This window comes from Streptomyces sp. NPDC058653 (assembly GCF_042716895.1).
Lineage (GTDB): Bacteria > Actinomycetota > Actinomycetes > Streptomycetales > Streptomycetaceae > Streptomyces.
In genome coordinates, this window is record NZ_JBHXRM010000017.1 from 46,968 (window position 1) to 65,459 (window position 18,492).

Below are 18,492 nucleotides of genomic sequence, written 5' to 3' on the forward strand. Positions count from 1 at the left end.
GAGACACAGGTCACATCCGAGCTTGGGGAAGGGTGATCGGCATGGCCGGTGCGCCGAGTATCTGTCCGACGCTCGTCTACGAGGACGCGAAGGCGGCCATCAGGACCCTGAAGGACGCCTTCGGCTTCACGGAGGTGAGTGTGTACGAGGGCGAGGACGGCAGCGTCCTCCATGCCGAACTGGCTCATGGGAACGGGATGGTGATGCTGGGATCGCGGAAGCGGGAGGGCGTCTTCGCCCGGGCGATGGCGGGCGGCGGGCCCGTCGGCGTCTACGTGGTGGTCGAGGACGTGGACGCGCACCACGCGCGGGCCGCGGGGCAGGGCGTGGAGATCCTGATGCCGCCGACGGACCAGGACTACGGGTCGCGGGACTACATGGCGCGTGACGCGGAGGGCAACGTGTGGAGCTTCGGGACGTACGCGCCGGGCGCCGGCGGCTGAGCTTCCGGCCCCGGGGCACGGGGCGGGGGCGGTGCGGGCCGACGCGGGCGGCGGCGGTCCCGGTCAGGCTCCTCCGGTGTGGACCTGGAACGCCGCCCGGCGTACGGCCTTCGCGAGCGCCGGGTCGGGGTGCGCGGCCGCGAGTGCGACCAGCACCTGCACGGTGCGGGGATGACCGACGGCCCTGACCTCGTCGAGCAGGGCGGGGACGGTGCCCTGGACGGCCGAGTCGAGATGGCGCACGAGCAGCGCCGTCTCGCCGTGGTCGGCGACGGCCGCCGCGGTGTCGACCCAGAGCCAGGTCGACTCCTCACGGGTGAGGACGTCCGGCGCGTCCTCGGGGTCCGCCCCCTCGTACTCGGCGAGCCAGAGCAACGCGTAGGGGCGCAGGGAGGGTTCGGCCGACGCGGTACGCACCTCCGGCTCGGCGGGGGCGCCGACGACACGCAGCGCCTCGAAGGCGAGCCCGCGCAGCAGCGCGTCCTCGCCGCGTGCCACCGCGAGGAGTTCGGTGACCGCGCTGCCGACGGTGCGGGCGGCGAGCCAGGCACGGTATTCGGCGCGGGCGGGTCCGGGGGTGAGCCGGGCGCAGCCGCGCAGCATGTTCTCCGCGGACTGTTCGATGTTGCCCGCCGGGCTCTGCGCGGCGACGCAGATCTGCTCCAGCTTGACCCACACCGCCCAGTTGCCGAGCGGGGTGAGGGTCGCCTGGCCCTCGCCGAGGGTCAGGGCGCCGACGGCGGCCAGGCCCTCCAGGGCCCAGTCGAGCAGCTGCGGCAGCGGGACGGCCGTGTCGGTGGCCGGGGCGCCGTCGGAGTCGGGCGCGGGCGCGGCGGCGGTCGGTGCCGTGGGGCCGGACGCGGTCGTGGGGTCGTACGGCACCTCGCAGCGCTCGTCGCGCAGTTCCGCGACGCGCTGCTGGAGCAGGTCGAGCAGGGCCGGTACGAGCACGGGGCCGGCCGAGAGCTGGAGGAGGGAGAGCACCTGGGGGACGGCCTCCACGACCTCGGCGACGGTCGCCGGGGCGAGGTCGTCGGGGGCGGCGTGCACGAGCGACCAGGCGTCGAAGAGGGCGACCCAGCCGCGCAGGACGGCGGACTCGTCGCGGTCCCAGGCGCGCAGGCGCCAGCCGGGGCGCGCGGTGCCGCCGTGCAGTTCGACGAGCCCGGCCAGCCTCGCGCGGTCCCAGCCCGCGCTCACCTGGTCCGGCGTCAGCTCCAGGGCGGTGGCGGCCCGTTCCCGGGCCTTGGGGGCCAGTGGGCCCGCTCCGGGGTCCCGGTCGGCCGCGGCCCAGCGGGCGATCCGTACGGCGTCGGCGAGCACGGCCCGCGCCTGACGGGCCAGCTCCGCGGGCGGTGGTGTGCCCTCCGGCGGACGGGGCGCCGGACGTGTTCGCCCGGTGGTCACGGCCCGGCGGGCCGTGGTCAGGGCCCGCGGACGGACGAGTCGGAGTCTGGAGTTGCGCGCCAATTGCTCATCAGGCTTTCGGGACGTCACGGGAGCAGTCTTCCCGCTGATTGCCCGAAAGCCCAAACGGAACCTCCCGCCCGGGCCTTCTCCCGCCGGTCACACGCTGGGGAAGACACCGGAGCGGAGGGTGGCCGGGGGCGCTCCGAGAGCTTCCGCGGGCTTACCGCACGAAGGTTGCGCCCGGGGGTGGGTGAGGGTGACGCGGGGTTACATGAGGGGGGTGAGGAAGCGACGGAGCGTCTCCTCGTATCCGAGGGGGTCCGCGTTCCACATGGCACCGTGCGGGGCGTCCGACACCGTGTGGAGGGTGACCAGGTCGGTGCGGCGGGCGGCCAGTTCGCGGGAGGGGTACCAGGGGGCCAGGGCGTCGTCGGGGCCGTGGACGATCAGTGTCGGGACATGGAGCTCGGCCGGATCGGAGACCACGGACAGCCGGCCGCCGCGCAGTCCGGTCCGGCCCTGGGCCGCGCGGACGGCGAGCGGCAGCAGCGGGCCGGGGGTGCGGCGCGCGGTGGCGAGGGCGCGCAGGGTCGCCTCCCAGTCGAGCACGGGGCTGTCCAGGACGAGCCCCTTGATCCGGTCGCGCTGTCCGGACTTCGCGGCTGCGTGCAGGGCCATCGTCGCCCCGACGGACCAGCCGTACAGGATGACGTTCTCCGCACCGCCCCGCAGGGCGTAGCGCATCGCGGCGTCGAGGTCGCGCCACTCGGTGTCGCCGAGATGGCCGAGGCCGTCGGGGGAGTGCGGGGCGCCCTTGTCGCCCCGGTAGAACAGGTTCAGGATCGGGAAGTGCTGCTCGACCAGGAACTCCATGACGTTCATAGGGTGCTCCGGGGTCGCGCCGAGCCCGTGCGCGGTGATCACCCAGGTCTCCCGGCTGCCGGGCACGAACCACCCGGGCAGCGCGCCGAGTTCACCGGGGATCTCCACCTGGTCGTATTCGAGCCCGAGGGCGCTGCCGGGGTCGCCCTGGTGGAGCTGCGGGGTGAGCCGGACGCGTCTGCCGGCGTGGAAGGTGCCGCGGCCGACGCGCTCCAGCCGGCGGACGACGGTGTCCGCGGGGTGCGGCACGTCGTCGATGACCGGTCCGACGACCGCCTGGACGTCGGGGGACACCAGCCCGTAGGTGCCGGGCCGCAGGGAGGCCAGACAGCGTGTGAGGGTCACCCGGCCGGCGGCCGTGGCGTGCACGGTGAGCCGTGGGTCGCCCGGCAGGGGCCGTCCGCGGGGCGCCTTGAGCGCGGCGTCGCTTGCGTACCGGCCGGCCGCCACAGCGGCCGTGCCGACACCGATCACTGTGGTGACGGCTGCTGCCGTCGCTCTGGCCGGGCGCATTTTCCCAGTGTCGGTACGGACGGCCGGTCCGGCCAGTGGAGCAGCCGTCCGGGGTGACGCGGCCGGGCGGTCCGGTGCCCGCTCAGCCCTGCTGGCCGTAGCCCTTGAGGCGCTCCTCGACGTCGCGCACCTGCTGCCGGGAGAGCAGGGTGGGCGTGTGGCCGGGCACCGAGCGGGCCGTGAGCCAGAGGCGGCACATCCACTCCAGCTGGGCCGTACGGTCGTAGGCCTTGTCCAGGGTGGCGGCGTGGGTGACGGTGCCGTGGTTCCCCAGCAGACAGCCGGTGCGGTCGCGCAGCGCGCGCACCATGTTCTGGGCCAGGGCGTCCGTGCCGTACATCGCGTACGGGGCGACCCGGACCGGACCGCCGAAGTCCGCCGCCATGTAGTGGATCAGCGGGAGTTCGGTGACGAGGGTGGAGACGGCGGTGGCGTGGACGGCGTGGGTGTGGACCACGGCGCCGGCGTCCGTGTTCCGGTAGACCTCCAGATGCATCGGCAGTTCGCTCGTGGGCCTGAGACCGCCGATGACCTGTTCGCCGTCGAGATCCACGGCGACGGTGTCCCCGGGCGTCAGCCGGTCGTACGCCACCCCGCTCGGTGTGACGAGGACGAGCTCCCCGACCCGTACGGAGACATTGCCCGAGGTGCCGACGACCAGTCCGTCCGCCGCGCTCCGGCGGGCGGTGGCGACGAGGTCCCGCCACGCCTGTTCGATCTCCGGCCCGTGGCTGCCGGGGTGCTCGCGCCTCTGCCCGTGCCCGTCTGCGGTTCGCGTCATACGGCGATCCTGCCAGGTGCCCCGGCCGGCTCCGCGCGGGTCCGCGAGGTCCACCTTCGGGTGAATCCCGGCGCGGTGCGGGGCGTCCGGGCGAGGGGCCGAACAAGCACCCACGCCCCTACGTCACCCCGAAGCCCGCCCCAGTTCATCTGCTGTTCATGGAAGATCCCTACGTTCCTGAACGGCCGATGAAATCAAGGGATTGCCAGGGTTAATGGAACACCTCACGCTGCTGCTCGCGATCGTGATCGTCACGGCTCTCGTGTTCGACTTCACGAACGGTTTCCACGACACCGCCAACGCGATGGCGACGACCATCTCGACCGGCGCGCTGAAACCCAGAACAGCGGTGGCGATGTCCGCCGTGCTCAATCTCGTCGGCGCGTTCCTGTCGGTGGAGGTCGCGAAGACGATCTCCGGCGGACTCATCAACGAGCAGGGCATCAGAACGGAAGTGATCTTCGCGGCGCTCGTCGGCGCCATCCTGTGGAACCTCTTCACCTGGCTGCTCGGCCTTCCGTCGAGCTCCTCGCACGCGCTCTTCGGCGGTCTCATCGGCGCCACGCTGATGTCCGTGGGCACCTCGGGGGTCAACGGCGGGGTCGTCGTCACCAAGGTCCTGCTCCCGGCGCTCGCCGCGCCCCTGGTCGCCGGTCTGGCCGCGATGCTCGCCACCCGGCTGACGTACCGCATCGGGCGCGGCACGGACGAGAAGGCCACGGCGAAGGGCTTCCGCGCCGGACAGATCGCGTCGGCCGGCCTCGTCTCACTCGCCCACGGCACCAACGACGCGCAGAAGACCATGGGTGTCATCACCCTCGCGCTCGTCACCGGAGGCGTCCTCTCCCCCGGCTCCAACCCGCCGCTGTGGGTCATCGTCTCCGCCGGTGTCGCGATCGCGCTCGGCACCTATCTCGGCGGCTGGCGCATCATCCGCACCATGGGCAAGGGCCTCACCGATCTCCGCCCGCAGCAGGGCTTCGCCGCCCAGACCAGCGCGGCGACCGTCATCCTCGCCTCCTCGCATCTGGGTTTCTCGCTCTCCACCACCCAGTCCTGTTCGGGTGCGGTGATGGGGGCCGGTCTCGGCCGCAAGGGCGGAGTCGTCCGCTGGTCGACGGCCACCCGGATGTTCGTCGCCTGGGGGCTGACCCTGCCGGCGGCCGGGCTGGTCGCGGCGGGCGCCGAGTTCCTGACCGGGCAGGGCGCTTGGGGTGTCGCGGTCACCGCCGCGCTCCTCGTCGCGCTCTCGGCGGTCATCTGGGCCGCGTCGCGGCGCCAGCCGGTCGACCACACCAACGTCAACGAGGCGGACGGGCCCACCGGGACGGACGCGCCCTCGGGTGTCGTGGCCGCCGCGGTCGCCGCCGTCACCCCGCCGCCCGTCGGCGGTCCGGCGTCGGAGATCGCCGCCACCATCCCGGCGCCCGGCCCGGAGAGCGCCGGTGACGCCGCCGGCGAACCGGCCAGGCCCGCGACCGTCTGATACCGGCGACCTGTCGACTCGACGACTCAGCGACTCGACGACTGGGCGACCGACCGACCGATCGACTCGAAGAAGCTAAGGACACCTTCAGCATGAACATCGACTGGGCGGCGCTCGGCTCCGTCTTCGGCGTCAGTCTCGTGGCCACCGTCGCCCTGGTGGGCCTCTTCACCCTGGGCATCGTCGCGCTCGCGAAGGGCGCGGCGCCCACGGAGGGCTCCACGACGGCGACGGAGGGCACGGGCGGCGGGTCCGTCGCGGTCGCCCGCACCGGCGCGTACCTCTGCTTCGCCCTGTGCCTGGCGGCCGTTTCGTACGGGATCTACATGATCGTCGCCTGACCCGGCGCGACCACACACGTTGAGGGGGCGACCCGGCAGGGCGGACCGGCCGGGTCGCTCCCCCTTCTTCGTCGCCGTAACGGGCCACCGACCGCCTCCAGGAGCCGGGCGGCCCCTCCGGCCGTCCCCCGGTGTCGGGCGCCCGCGCCGTGTGGGTATGAGCACACTGCCCCGTCGCAGGTCAAAGCCTGGTTGACGGGAATTCTCACGCGTGGTGGACTGCCGAGGCCAATACGGCGACAGCGAGAGGAAGCCGGTGCGAATCCGGCGCGGTCCCGCCACTGTGACCGGGGACAGTCATGTCCCCGGGAGCCAGGAACTCTTGTCGCCGCATCACGTCGAACCGGGGCGCGGACCCTGAGTGAGGACATGTCGCCATGCCCGGCTGCGGCTCAGCTGTCGAGTTCAGACCTTCGTCCACGAGAACCCCGAGAGCGTCCCGAGGCGTATCGGCGGGCTGAGCGATGCGTGCCGAGTATTCGGCGGGCCGCGAAGTACCGGCCCAGGGAAGCGTTTTCGCGTACGGCGCCGCCGCCGGTCTGCTCGCGGACCGGCTCATCGGCGATCCCCGGCGCGGTCATCCGGTCGCCCTTTTCGGGCGGGCCGCGGGCGCCGTGGAGCGCCTGCTCTGGCATGACCACCGGGGCTGGGGCGCGCTGCACGCCGTCGTGTGCGCCGGGGGTACGGCCGGGACGGCCGTGCTCGTCGCACGCGGGCTGCGGGACCGTACGGCCGCCTCGGTCGCCCTGACCGCCGCCGTCACGTGGGCTGTCGTGGGCGGTACGACCCTGGGGCGCGAGGCGCGCGCCGTCGGCGGGGCGCTGACGGCCGGGGACATCGAGGGGGCACGGGAGCGGCTGCCGCGTCTGTGCGGACGGGATCCGCAGCATCTGGACGGGCCGGGGATCGCCCGCGCGGTGGTGGAGTCCGTCGCCGAGAACACCTCGGACGCCGTCGTGGGAGCACTCGTCTGGGGAGCGCTGGGCGGGGTGCCCGGGCTGGTCGCGTTCCGCGCCGTCAACACGCTGGACGCGATGGTCGGACACCGGTCGCCGCGCCATCTGCGCTTCGGCTGGGCGTCCGCGCGGCTGGACGACGTGGTCGGCTGGCCGGGCGCCCGGCTCACGGCCGCGCTGGCGGCGGTGGCGGGCGGCGCGCCCGCGCGGGCGCTGCGCGCGGTACGGCGCGACGCGGGCCGCCATCCGAGCCCCAACGCGGGCCCGGTGGAGGCCGCGTTCGCGGGCGCGCTGGGCGTACGGCTCGGCGGGACCCTCGCGTACGGCGGGCGGGTCGAGCACCGGCCGGTGCTGAACGGCGGCGGGCGACCGGTCGAGGTGGCCGACATCGAGCGCGCGGTCGCACTGTCCCGCCGTGTCGGCCTGCTGGCCTTCGGGGTCTGCGTGGCCGGACGGCTGCTGGCCGACAACCTCCTCAAGAGGAGGGGCCGATGAGCACGGGACCTACGCGCGGCGGTGGGCTGCTCGTCGCGGGCACGACGTCCGACGCCGGGAAGAGCGTCGTGACGGCGGGCATCTGCCGCTGGCTCGTACGCCGGGGCGTGAAGGTGGCGCCCTTCAAGGGCCAGAACATGTCGCTGAACTCGTTCGTGACGCGCGAAGGGGCCGAGATAGGCCGGGCGCAGGCCATGCAGGCACAGGCGGCGCGCGTCGAGCCGACGGCGCTGATGAACCCCGTCCTGCTCAAGCCGGGCGGCGACCGGAGCAGTCAAGTCGTCCTGATGGGACGGCCGGTCGGTGAGCTGAGCGCCCGCGGCTACCACGGCGACGGCTCGGGGCCCGGCCGCCAGGAGACCCTGCTGGGCACCGTCGTGGAGTGTCTGGAGGAGCTGCGGCGCACGTACGACGCGGTGATCTGCGAGGGCGCCGGCAGTCCGGCGGAGATCAATCTGCGGCGTACCGACATCGTGAACATGGGCGTCGCGCGGGCCGCCCGGCTGCCGGTCGTCGTGGTCGGCGACATCGACAGGGGCGGCGTCTTCGCGTCCTTCTTCGGTACGACGGCGCTGCTGAGCCCCGAGGACCAGGACCTGGTCGCGGGCTATCTCGTCAACAAGTTCCGGGGCGACGTGTCGCTGCTGGAGCCGGGCCTGGAGATGCTGCGCGGGCTGACCGGCCGCGCCACCTACGGTGTGCTGCCCTTCCGGCACGGTCTGGGCATCGACGAGGAGGACGGGCTGCGGGTCTCGCTGCGCGGCGCCGTACGCGAGTCGGTGGTGGCGCCTCCGTACGGAGAGGAGATCCTGCGGGTCGCCGTCTGCGCGGTGCCCCTGATGTCGAACTTCACCGACGTGGACGCGCTGGCGGCCGAACCGGGCGTGGTGGTGCGGTTCGTGGACCGCGCCGACGAGATCGCGGACGCGGACCTGGTGATCGTCCCCGGTACGCGCGGCACGGTGCGGGCACTGGCCTGGCTGCGTGAGCGCGGTCTCGCCGACGCGCTGGGGCGGCGCGCCGCCGAAGGGCGCCCCGTCCTCGGTGTCTGCGGCGGCTACCAGCTCCTCGGCGAGCACATCGAGGACGACGTCGAGTCCCGCGCGGGCTCGGTCGACGGGCTGGGACTGCTGCCCGTACGCGTCGAGTTCGCCCGTGGGAAGACCCTCGGGCGGCCCGTCGGAGAAGCGTTCGGCGAGCGGGTCGAGGGCTACGAGATCCATCACGGTGTCGCCTCCGTGGAAGGCGGCGATCCCTTCATGGTCGACGGCGCCGGCCGCCGGCTGGACGGGACGCGCGTGGGGCCGGTGTGGGGCACGCACTGGCACGGCTCGCTGGAGAGCGACGGTTTCCGGCGGGCCTTCCTGCGGGAGGTCGCCGCGGCGGCCGGGCGCCGCTTCGTCCCCGCCCCGGACACCTCGTTCGCCACCCTTCGCGAGGAGCAGCTCGACCTCCTCGGCGATCTGATCGAAGAACACGCGGACACGGACGCGCTGCTGCGGCTGATCGAGTCGGGCGCCCCGTCAGGACTTCCCTTCATCGCACCTGGAGCGCCATGACCACCGTGAGCAACGAGGACGGCGAGCGGACGGGCACCGTCCTCCTGCTGTCCACCGCCGACACCGACCTGCTGGCCGCCCGCGCCTCCGGGGCGCCGTACGTCATCGGCAACCCGACCCGGGTCGACGCCGCCGAGGACCTGCCCGCGCTGATCGCGGGGGCGCGGATCGCCGTCGTACGGCTCCTGGGCGGCAAACGCGCCTGGGAGGACGGTCTCGCCGCGCTCGCCGCCTCCGGTATACCGACCGTCCTGCTGGGCGGTGAGTCCGTACCGGACGCGGAGCTGATGGCCGACTCGTCGGTGCCCGCCGGGGTGGTGGCGGAGGCGCTGCGCTATCTGGTCGAGGGCGGTCCGGAGAATCTCGCGGAGCTGGCGCGGTTCCTCTCCGACACCGTGCTGCTGACCGGTGAGGGATTCGACGCGCCGCGCGCGATGCCCGAGTGGGGTGTGCACGGCGAGCGCGCCTTCGTGGAAGGACGGCCGACCGTCGCGGTGCTCTTCTACCGCGCGCACGAGCTGTCCGGGAACACCTCCTTCGTGGACGTGCTCTGCGACCGCGTGGAGGAGCGGGGCGCCAACGCCCTTCCCGTGTACTGCGGTTCACTGCGCGGCGCCGATCCCGCGCTGTACGAGCGGCTCGGCGCGGCGGACGCGCTGATCGCGACCGTGCTCGCGGCCGGCGGCACCGTCGCGTCGGACGCGTCGGCGGGCGGCGCCGACGAGGCGTGGGACGTCGGGGCGCTGGCCGACCTCGACGTACCCGTCCTGCAAGGGCTCTGTCTGACCACGTCGCGGGCCGCCTGGGACGCCTCCGACGCCGCGCTGTCCCCCATGGACGCGGCGATGCAGGTCGCGATCCCGGAGTTCGACGGACGGCTCGTGACCGTCCCGTTCTCCTTCAAGGAGGAGGGCCCCGGCGGCGTCCCGGTGTACGTCGCCGACCCCGAGCGGGCGGGGAGGGTCGCGGGGATCGCGGTGCGGCACGCCCGGCTCGCGCACCGGCCGAACGCGGAGAAGAGGCTGGCCGTGGTCTTCACCGCGTACCCGACGAAGCACTCACGCGTCGGCAACGCGGTCGGTCTCGACACCCCGGCGTCGGCGGTGCGGGTGCTGGACGCGCTGCGCGACGCCGGGTACTGGGTGGGAGAGGGCGCGGACGGGCACCCCGACGACGGGGACGAGCTGATCCACCGGCTCATCAACGCCGGTGGCCACGACGTGGAGTGGCTGACGGAGGAGCAGTTGGCCGTGGCGCCCGCGCGGGTGCCGCTGGCCGACTACCGCGCCTGGTTCGACACGCTGGACCCGGAGCTGCGCGCGGGCATGCTGGAGCACTGGGGCGAGCCGCCGGGCTCGCTGTACGTGGACGGCGAGGACATCGTCCTCGCGTCGCTGCGGTTCGGGAACGTCGTGGTGATGATCCAGCCGCCGCGCGGCTTCGGCGAGAACCCGATCGCGATCTACCACGACCCGGACATGCCGCCGTCGCACCACTACATGGCGGCGTACCGCTGGCTGGAGACGGCGAGTTCGGACAACGGCTTCGGCGCCGACGCGATCGTCCACATGGGCAAGCACGGCACGATGGAGTGGCTGCCCGGCAAGGGCCTCGGTCTGTCGGCGGGGTGCGGCCCGGACGCGGTGCTCGGCGAACTGCCGCTGATCTACCCGTTCATCGTCAACGACCCCGGCGAGGGCACCCAGGCGAAGCGGCGCGGCCACGCCACCGTCGTGGACCATCTGGTGCCGCCGATGGCGCGCGCCGACACCTACGGCGACCTGGCCAAACTGGAGCAGCTGCTCGACGAGTACGCGCTGGTCAGCGATCTCGACCCGACCAAGGCCCCGGCCGTGCGCGCCCAGATCTGGACGCTCGTCAAGGCGGCCGAGCTCCACCACGACCTGCATGTCGACGAACAGCCGGGCGAGGACGACTTCGACTCGTTCGTGATGCATGTCGACGGCTATCTCTGCGAGATCAAGGACGTCCAGATCAGGGACGGTCTGCATGTCCTCGGCGGCGGCCCCGAGGGCGAGGCGCGGGTCAACCTGGTGCTCGCCGTGCTGCGCGCCTCACAGGTGTGGGGCGGCGAGGCGAACGCCCTGCCGGGCCTGCGGGCGGCGCTCGCCGAGCACTTCGGACTCGTCGAGAAGGAGCTCCTCGGTGAGCCGGGGGCACCGGTGAAGGTGCCGGCGGAGCTGACGGACCTGGTGGCGGGCCCGGCGCGGACCGCCGCGGACGCGATCGACCTGCTGGAGCAGCTCTGCCGGCGGCTGGCGGAGGGCATGGAGGAGCGGGGCTGGGAGCTGCCGGCGGTGGCCCCGCTGGTCGGTCGGGTGCTGGGACACGAACTGGCGTCGGCGGTCGCCGTGCTGGGCTTCGCCTCCACCGAGGTCGTGCCGAGGCTGGCCCGTACGACGGACGAGATCACGAACATCCTGCGCGCCCTGGACGGCGGTTACGTCCCGGCCGGTCCCTCCGGCTCCCCGACACGCGGACTCGTCAACGTGCTGCCGACCGGCCGCAACTTCTACTCCGTCGACCCCAAGGCGATTCCGTCACGGCTTTCGTGGGAGGTCGGGCAGGCGCTGGCGGACTCGCTGGTCGCCCGCTACCTGGCCGACACGGGCGCCTATCCGGCCTCCGTGGGGCTGACCGTCTGGGGCACCTCCGCGATGCGCACCCAGGGCGACGACATCGCCGAGATCCTGGCGCTGCTGGGCTGCCGGCCGGTGTGGGACGACGCGTCGCGGCGGGTCACCGGTTTCGAGATCGTGCCCGCGGCGGAGCTGGGGCGGCCCCGGATCGACGTCACGGTGCGGATCTCGGGCTTCTTCCGGGACGCCTTCCCGCATGTGGTGGGGCTGATCGACGACGCGGTACGGGCGGTGGCGGAGCTGGACGAGCCGGCCGACGCCAACTACGTACGGGCGCACGCCGACCAGGACACGGCCGAGCACGGCGACCGGCGGAGGGCGACCGCGCGGATCTTCGGGTCGAAGCCGGGCGCGTACGGGGCGGGTCTGCTGCCGCTGATCGACGCGCGGAACTGGCAGTCGGACGCGGACCTGGCCGAGGTGTACGCGGTGTGGGGCGGCTACGCGTACGGGCGCGGACTCGACGGGCGCGCGGCGCGCGGCGACATGGAGACGGCGTTCCGGCGGATCAAGGTGGCGGCGAAGAACGTCGACACCCGGGAGCACGATCTGGTCGACGCGGACGACTACTTCCAGTACCACGGCGGCATGGTCGCGATGGTGCGGCATCTGACGGGTGAGTCGCCCGAGGCGTACGTGGGCGACAGCGCGACGCCGGACCAGATCAGGACACGGACGCTGGGCGAGGAGACGCACCGCGTGTTCCGGGCACGGGTGGTCAACCCGCGCTGGATGGCGGCGATGCGGCGGCACGGCTACAAGGGCGCGTTCGAGATGGCCGCGACCGTGGACTACCTCTTCGGCTACGACGCGACGGCCGGTGTGGTGGACGACTGGATGTACGAGAAGTTGTCGGCGGAGTACGTCTTCGCGCCGGAGAACCAGGAGTTCATGCGGCGGTCCAACCCGTGGGCGCTGCGCGGCATCACCGAACGGCTGCTGGAGGCCGCCGAGCGGGGGCTGTGGGCGGAGCCGGACGAGCGGACGCTGGAGCGGCTGCGGGCGACGTATCTGGAGCTGGAGGGCGATCTGGAGGGCGGCGGCGAATGAGAGCGCGAGTTCCGGACCTGCCGAACACCCCGATCCCCGCCCTGGAGGCACTGTGAGTACGCCGTATCCCTTCACCGCCCTCGTCGGGCAGGACGATCTGCGGCTCGCCCTGCTCCTCAACGCCGTCTCCCCGGCCGTCGGCGGGGTGCTGGTGCGCGGCGAGAAGGGGACCGCCAAGTCGACCGCCGTACGCGGCCTCTCCGCCGTGCTGCCCGAGGTCGCCGTCGTCGCGGGCTGCCGCTTCTCCTGCGATCCCGGGGCGCCCGACCCGGTCTGCCCCGACGGGCCGCACGAGACGGGTCCGGGGGCCTCGCGGCCCGCGCGGGTGGTCGAACTGCCGGTCGGCGCCTCGGAGGACCGGCTGGTCGGCGCGCTCGACATCGAACGGGCGCTGGCGGAGGGCGTGAAGGCCTTCGAGCCGGGCCTCCTCGCCGACGCCAACCGGGGAATCCTGTACGTCGACGAGGTCAACCTGCTCCACGACCATCTGATCGACGTCCTGCTGGACGCCGCCGCGATGGGCGCCTCCTACGTGGAGCGCGAGGGCGTCTCCGTACGGCACGCCGCGCGGTTCCTGCTCGTTGGGACGATGAATCCCGAGGAGGGCGAGCTGCGGCCGCAGTTGCTCGACCGGTTCGGGCTCACCGTGGAGGTCACCGCGTCGCGCGAGCCGGATCTCCGGGTGGAGGTCGTACGACGGCGGCTCGCCTACGACGACGACCCCGCCGGGTTCGCCGCACGCTGGGCCGAGGAGGAGAACGACCTGCGGGCGCGCATCGTCGCCGCGCGGGCGCTGCTTCCGGAGGTGCGGCTCGGTGACGCCGCGCTGCGGCAGATCGCGGCCACGTGCGCCGCCTTCGAGGTGGACGGCATGCGGGCCGACATCGTGATGGCCAGGACAGCGACGACGCTCGCGGCGTGGGCGGGGCGCACGGTCGTGCTCGCCGAGGACGTACGGCAGGCCGCGCTCCTCGCGCTGCCGCACCGCAGGCGGCGCAACCCGTTCGACGCGCCGGGGCTCGACGAGGACAGACTGGACGACACGCTGGAGGAGTTCGGCGGCGGGGACGACGCGCCCGAGGACGATCCGGACCCCGACGGGCCGGGTGGGGGCGGCCGGCCGCCGCAGGACGGCCCTGACGCCCCCCAGGAGCCGCAGGACGGTTCCGCCGACACGGCGGACTCCCCCGCACGGCCCGAGGAGGGCCAGGGGGGTCTGCCCGCCGGTGGCGGTGAGCAGTCCGCCGTACGGGCCGCCGAGCCGTTCCGTACGAAGGTGCTCAGCGTGCCCGGTCTCGGTGAGGGCGCGGCGGGGCGCCGTTCACGGGCGCGGACCGACCACGGCCGTACGACCGGGGCCCGGCGGCCACGAGGCGCGCTGACCAAGCTGCATCTCGCGGCGACCGTCCTCGCGGCGGCCCCGCACCAGCGGGCGCGCGGCCGTTCGGGGCGCGGACTCGTGGTGCGGCGCGACGATCTGCGGCAGGCGTCCCGCGAGGGGCGTGAGGGCAATCTGGTGCTGTTCGTGGTCGACGCCTCCGGGTCGATGGCCGCGCGGCAGCGTATGTCGGCCGTGAAGGGCGCGGTGCTGTCGCTGCTGCTGGACGCCTACCAGCGGCGCGACAAGGTCGGTCTGATCACCTTCCGTGGGAAGGAGGCGACGGTGGCGCTGCCGCCGACCTCCTCGGTCGACGCGGCGGCCGTACGGCTGGAGTCGCTGCCCACCGGCGGGCGCACCCCGCTGTCCGCCGGGCTGTTGAAGGCGCACGACGTCCTGCGGGTGGAGCGGATGCGCGATCCCGCGCGGCGCCCGCTGCTCGTCGTGGTCACGGACGGGCGGGCGACCGGCGGGAGTGATCCGGTGGCCCTCGGCACGCGCGCGGCGCGGCTGCACGCCGCCGACGGCACGGCGTCGGTGGTCGTGGACTGCGAGTCGGGGCCGGTACGGCTCGGGTTGGCCGTCGCGCTCGCGGGTGAGCTGGGCGGCACGGCCGTCACGCTCGACGAGCTGCGCGCGGACAGCATCGCGGGGCTGGTCAGGGATGTGCGAGGCGCGCAGGACGCCGTCCGGGGCGTCTCCGGTGCGCAGAGGAGGGTTGCCTGATGCCGCAGGGACAGCCGGCCGTCGTGCCGGACGACGGTCTGACCACCCGCCAGCGCCGTAACCGGCCGCTCGTCGTCGTCCACACGGGCATCGGCAAGGGCAAGTCGACGGCCGCGTTCGGGCTCGCGCTGCGCGGCTGGACGCAGGGCTGGCCGATCGGGGTGTTCCAGTTCGTCAAGTCGGCGAAGTGGAAGGTGGGCGAGGAGCACGCGCTGAAGGTGCTGGGGGCGAGCGGCGAGGGCGGTTCGGTCGACTGGCACAAGATGGGCGAGGGCTGGTCCTGGGTGCAGCGGGACAGGCAGCTTTCCAACGAGGACGCGGCGCGCGAGGGCTGGGAGCAGGTCAAGCGCGATCTGGCGGCGGAGACGTACCGGCTGTATGTGCTGGACGAGTTCGCGTACCCGATGCACTGGGGCTGGGTGGACACCGACGAGGTCGTGCGGGTGCTGCGGGACCGGCCGGGGACACAGCACGTGGTGATCACCGGGCGGAACGCGCCGGAGCCGCTGGTCGAACTCGCGGATCTGGTCACCGACATGACGAAGGTCAAGCATCCGATGGACGCCGGGCAGAAGGGGCAGAGGGGCATCGAGTGGTGAACAGCTCCTCCAGGGCGGGTGCAGGCCCCTCGGTGGCGCGGGCTCCGGGTAACGGTCCCTCGGTGGCGCGGGCTCCGGGGGACGGTCCCTCGGTGGCGCGGGCGAGCAGCGGACTGTCAGTGCCGCGGCTCGTCGTCGCCGCGCCCGCGTCCGGCAGCGGCAAGACCACCGTCGCCACCGGGCTGATGGCGCTCCTCACCGCGCGCGGTCTCGCCGTGTCCCCGCACAAGGTCGGGCCCGACTACATCGACGCGGGCTACCACGCGCTGGCGACGGGCCGGCCGGGCCGGAACCTCGACGCGTACCTGTGCGGTACGGAGCTGGTCGGACCGCTCTTCGCGCACGGCGCGGCGGGCTGCGACCTGGCCGTGGTCGAAGGCGTGATGGGGCTGTACGACGGCGCCGCCGGGCAGGGCGAACTCGGCTCCACCGCCCAGGTGGCGAAGCTGCTGCGGGCGCCGGTGGTGCTCGTCGTGGACGCGTCGTCGCAGTCCCGGTCGGTCGCGGCGCTGGTGCACGGCTTCGCGTCCTGGGACCCGGAGGTGCGGATCGGCGGGGTGATCCTCAACAAGGTCGGGTCCGACCGGCACGAGGCGCTGCTGCGTGAGGCGCTGGACGAGTCGGGGGTGCCGGTGCTGGGCGCGCTGCGGCGTTCCGCCGAGGTCGAGACGCCGTCGAGGCATCTGGGGCTGGTGCCGGTGGCGGAGCGGTGGGGGGACGCGGTGGCGGGGGTTCGGGGGCTGGCGGAGCGGGTGCGGGTGGGGTGTGACGTGGAGGGGTTGCTCGCGTTGGCGCGGAGTGCGCCTTCTTTGGAGGTGGGGGTGTGGGACGCGGGTGACGCCTGCGGCGGGCCTGTTCCCGTACCCGCCCCTTCCCGGCAGTATCGATACGCCGCTCCGCCGCGGGGGGGCTCCGCCCCGGACCCCGCGCCTCGGACGCCGGCGGGGCTGGATGGGGAGCCGGCGGGGCTGGCGAGGGCCCCCGTCGTGGCCGTCGCCGGTGGGGCGGCCTTCTCCTTCTCCTACGCCGAGCACTCGGAGCTGCTCCGTGCGGCCGGTGCCGATGTCGTCGTGTTCGATCCGCTTCGGGACGAACGACTTCCGCCCGGCACCCGGGGGCTGGTCGTCGGGGGCGGCTTCCCCGAGGTGTACGCCGGTGAGTTGGGGGCCAACGAACCCCTCCGTGGAGCCGTCGCCGAACTGGCCCGCTCCGGCGCCCCCGTGGCCGCCGAGTGCGCCGGGCTGCTCTATCTCGCGCGGTCGCTGGACGGCGCGCCGATGTGTGGCGTGCTGGACGCCGACGCCCGGATGTCGGAGCGGCTGACCCTCGGCTACCGGGAGGCCGTCGCCGTCGGGGACAGCGTCCTCGCGGCGGCCGGCACACGGCTGCGGGGCCACGAGTTCCACCGGACGGTGCTCGAACCGGGGGCGGGCGCGGAGCCCGCGTGGGGGCTGGTGCGGCCCGAGCGCCGGGTCGAGGGGTTCGTACAGCGGGGGGTGCACGCGAGCTATCTGCATACGCACTGGGCGGCGGCGCCCGGCATGGCACGGAGATTCGTCGAAAGGTGCGCGGTATGAGCGGCAGACTCGTCGGGGTCGGGGTGGGACCCGGTGATCCCGAGCTGGTGACGGTGAAGGGCGTGCGTCTTCTGAGGGAGGCGGACGTCGTCGTCGTACCCGTGATGGCGGCGGCCGACGGCACCGACGGCGGGGAGCCCGGCCGGGCGGAGGCGACCGTGCTGCACTACGTCGGCGCCGAGAAGGTCCGGCGCGTCGTCTTCGCGCTCAACGAGCGCGCCGACCGGGCCCGCCGCGAGGCCGCCTGGGACGCGGCGGGCGGGCACGTCGCCGAGCTGCTGCGCGCGCATCCGTACGGAAGCGTGGCGTTCGCGACGATCGGCGATCCGAACGTCTACTCGACCTTCACCTATCTCGCGCAGACGATCGGTGAGCTGGTCCCGGGGACGGTCGTGGAGACGGTGCCGGGGATCACCGCCATGCAGGACCTGGCGGCACGCGGAGGCGCCGTACTGACCGAGGGCACCGAGCCGTTGACGCTGGTGCCGGTGACGGCGGGCGCCTCCGTACTGAAGGACGCGCTGGGCGGTCCGGGCACCGTCGTGGCGTACAAGTTCGGGCGGCTGGCGGGCGAGGTCGCCACCGCGCTGCGCGAGACCGGCCGTACGGAGGGCGCGGTGTGGGGGTCGGCGCTCGGGCTGCCGGAGGAGTCGATCCGCCCCGCCTCCGAGCTCGATCAGGGGACGCTGCCGTACCTCTCGACGCTCATCGCACCCGCGCGGCGCGACGGCGGGCGCGGGGGCAAGCTGTGAGCGCGCGCCGGCCCGGCTCAGTTGGCCAGCGCCACCACCAGCCAGATGAAGCCCACTCCGCCGACCGTGCAGAGCAGCGTGGACAGGGCGGGGTGTTCGTGGTGCGCCTCGGGCAGGATCTCGGCGGCGGCCAGATACAGCAGCGCGCCGCCGAAGAAGCCCAGATAGCCGCCGACCAGTTCCTCCGGAAGGGTGAACAGCAGCGTGGAGGCCGCCCCGGCGACGGGCGCGAGAGCGTCGGCGAAGAGCATCGTGAACGCTCTGCGGCGGTCGTTCCCGTAGAGGCTCGTGAGCGTGTACGTGTTGAAGCCGTCGGCGAAGTCGTGGGTGATGACGGCCAGTGCGACGGTCGCGCCCATCCCTCCGCCGACCTGGAAGGCCGCGCCGAGCGCGACGCCGTCCATCAGGCTGTGCAGCACCATCGCGGAGGCCGCCGTCAGACCCACCTCGGGCGCACGGTCGGCGCGGCCCGCGCCGCCGCCGTGGCCGCCCGCGTGACCGTCCGGGGTCTCGGCGTCGGCCGCCCCGTGCGCGGCCCTGCGTACGGCCAGCAGCCGCTCCACGACGTGCGCGAAGAGGAATCCGCCGACGAAGAGCAGCAGCGCCTCGTGGACGCCCAGGAAGTCCTCGCCCGCCGCCTCCATGGCCTCGGGCAGCAGTTCGAGGCCGACCACGCCGAGCATCAGCCCGCCGGCCAGGCCGAGTACCAGATGGCGGCGGTCGGTGACGCGCTGCGCCGTCCAGCCGCCGAAGAGCGTCATGAGGAACGCGCCGAGCGCGACGAACACCGCCATGCGCCCTTGCTAGCCGATCGGACCCCGGGTCCGCACATCCATGTTCACCCCTTCCGCTCCCCCGCCCCGTTGACCCGCGAGGACCACCGC

At 73.7% G+C, this 18,492-nt stretch carries 14 protein-coding genes and 1 riboswitch; of the genes, 10 read left to right on the forward strand and 4 right to left on the reverse strand.

The genetic code is table 11. The features are described 5' to 3' along the window. The first annotated feature begins 41 nt into the window (after nucleotides 1-41). Nucleotides 42-443, forward strand: coding sequence for a VOC family protein (locus tag ACFWU9_RS16780; RefSeq protein WP_384318914.1), 402 nt, complete (start codon nucleotides 42-44; stop codon nucleotides 441-443). A 63-nt stretch (nucleotides 444-506) separates the two neighbouring features. Here the strand turns inward: ACFWU9_RS16780 and ACFWU9_RS16785 are convergent, their stop codons facing one another. The 3 genes from ACFWU9_RS16785 to ACFWU9_RS16795 form a co-directional block, all read right to left on the reverse strand. Continuing rightward, nucleotides 507-1,940, reverse strand: a complete 1,434-nt coding sequence (locus tag ACFWU9_RS16785; protein WP_384318916.1) for a hypothetical protein — start codon at nucleotides 1,938-1,940, stop codon at nucleotides 507-509. A 180-nt stretch (nucleotides 1,941-2,120) separates the two neighbouring features. Then, nucleotides 2,121-3,248 carry an alpha/beta hydrolase gene (locus tag ACFWU9_RS16790; protein WP_384318918.1) on the reverse strand — a complete coding sequence of 376 codons (1,128 nt, stop codon included), beginning with the start codon at nucleotides 3,246-3,248 and terminating at the stop codon, nucleotides 2,121-2,123. 82 nt (nucleotides 3,249-3,330) lie between these two features. After that, the gene (locus tag ACFWU9_RS16795) at nucleotides 3,331-4,029 is read right to left on the reverse strand and encodes a class II aldolase/adducin family protein (RefSeq protein WP_384318919.1); all 699 of its coding nucleotides are present in this window, start codon (nucleotides 4,027-4,029) and stop codon (nucleotides 3,331-3,333) included. A 214-nt stretch (nucleotides 4,030-4,243) separates the two neighbouring features. Between ACFWU9_RS16795 and ACFWU9_RS16800 the strand changes: the two genes are divergently transcribed. The 9 genes from ACFWU9_RS16800 to cobI all read left to right on the forward strand — a co-directional run bounded on the left by ACFWU9_RS16800 (nucleotide 4,244) and on the right by cobI (nucleotide 17,608). Further along, nucleotides 4,244-5,515 carry an anion permease gene (locus ACFWU9_RS16800; RefSeq protein WP_384318921.1) on the forward strand — a complete coding sequence of 424 codons (1,272 nt, stop codon included), beginning with the start codon at nucleotides 4,244-4,246 and terminating at the stop codon, nucleotides 5,513-5,515. Between the two features lie 92 nt (nucleotides 5,516-5,607). Beyond that, nucleotides 5,608-5,856 carry a hypothetical protein gene (locus ACFWU9_RS16805; RefSeq protein WP_384318923.1) on the forward strand — a complete coding sequence of 83 codons (249 nt, stop codon included), beginning with the start codon at nucleotides 5,608-5,610 and terminating at the stop codon, nucleotides 5,854-5,856. A gap of 245 nt (nucleotides 5,857-6,101) precedes the next feature. Further along, nucleotides 6,102-6,178: riboswitch (cobalamin riboswitch) on the forward strand. A gap of 142 nt (nucleotides 6,179-6,320) precedes the next feature. Continuing rightward, on the forward strand, nucleotides 6,321-7,307 hold the full coding sequence (locus tag ACFWU9_RS16810; protein WP_384318925.1) for a cobalamin biosynthesis protein: 987 nt from the start codon (nucleotides 6,321-6,323) through the stop codon (nucleotides 7,305-7,307). Next, on the forward strand, nucleotides 7,304-8,866 hold the full coding sequence (locus ACFWU9_RS16815; protein WP_384318927.1) for a cobyric acid synthase: 1,563 nt from the start codon (nucleotides 7,304-7,306) through the stop codon (nucleotides 8,864-8,866). Before ACFWU9_RS16810 ends, ACFWU9_RS16815 begins: the two co-directional genes overlap by 4 nt. Next, on the forward strand, nucleotides 8,863-12,576 hold the full coding sequence (cobN, locus tag ACFWU9_RS16820) for a cobaltochelatase subunit CobN (protein ID WP_384318929.1): 3,714 nt from the start codon (nucleotides 8,863-8,865) through the stop codon (nucleotides 12,574-12,576). Before ACFWU9_RS16815 ends, cobN begins: the two co-directional genes overlap by 4 nt. Before the next feature lie 52 nt (nucleotides 12,577-12,628). Further along, complete coding sequence (locus tag ACFWU9_RS16825) at nucleotides 12,629-14,680, forward strand: putative cobaltochelatase (protein WP_384318931.1); 2,052 nt, start codon at nucleotides 12,629-12,631, stop codon at nucleotides 14,678-14,680. Then, on the forward strand, nucleotides 14,680-15,279 hold the full coding sequence (gene cobO / locus ACFWU9_RS16830; protein ID WP_384318933.1) for a cob(I)yrinic acid a,c-diamide adenosyltransferase: 600 nt from the start codon (nucleotides 14,680-14,682) through the stop codon (nucleotides 15,277-15,279). Before ACFWU9_RS16825 ends, cobO begins: the two co-directional genes overlap by 1 nt. Nucleotides 15,280-15,371: 92 nt before the next feature. Then, entirely contained in the window at nucleotides 15,372-16,856 is a 1,485-nt protein-coding gene (locus tag ACFWU9_RS16835; RefSeq protein ID WP_384318935.1) for a cobyrinate a,c-diamide synthase, read from the forward strand. Then, entirely contained in the window at nucleotides 16,853-17,608 is a 756-nt protein-coding gene (gene cobI / locus ACFWU9_RS16840) for a precorrin-2 C(20)-methyltransferase (protein ID WP_384318937.1), read from the forward strand. Before ACFWU9_RS16835 ends, cobI begins: the two co-directional genes overlap by 4 nt. 17 nt (nucleotides 17,609-17,625) lie before the next feature. Here cobI and ACFWU9_RS16845 read toward each other — a convergent pair whose 3' ends face one another. Then, entirely contained in the window at nucleotides 17,626-18,402 is a 777-nt protein-coding gene (locus ACFWU9_RS16845) for a ZIP family metal transporter (RefSeq protein WP_384318939.1), read from the reverse strand. Nucleotides 18,403-18,492 lie beyond the last annotated feature (90 nt).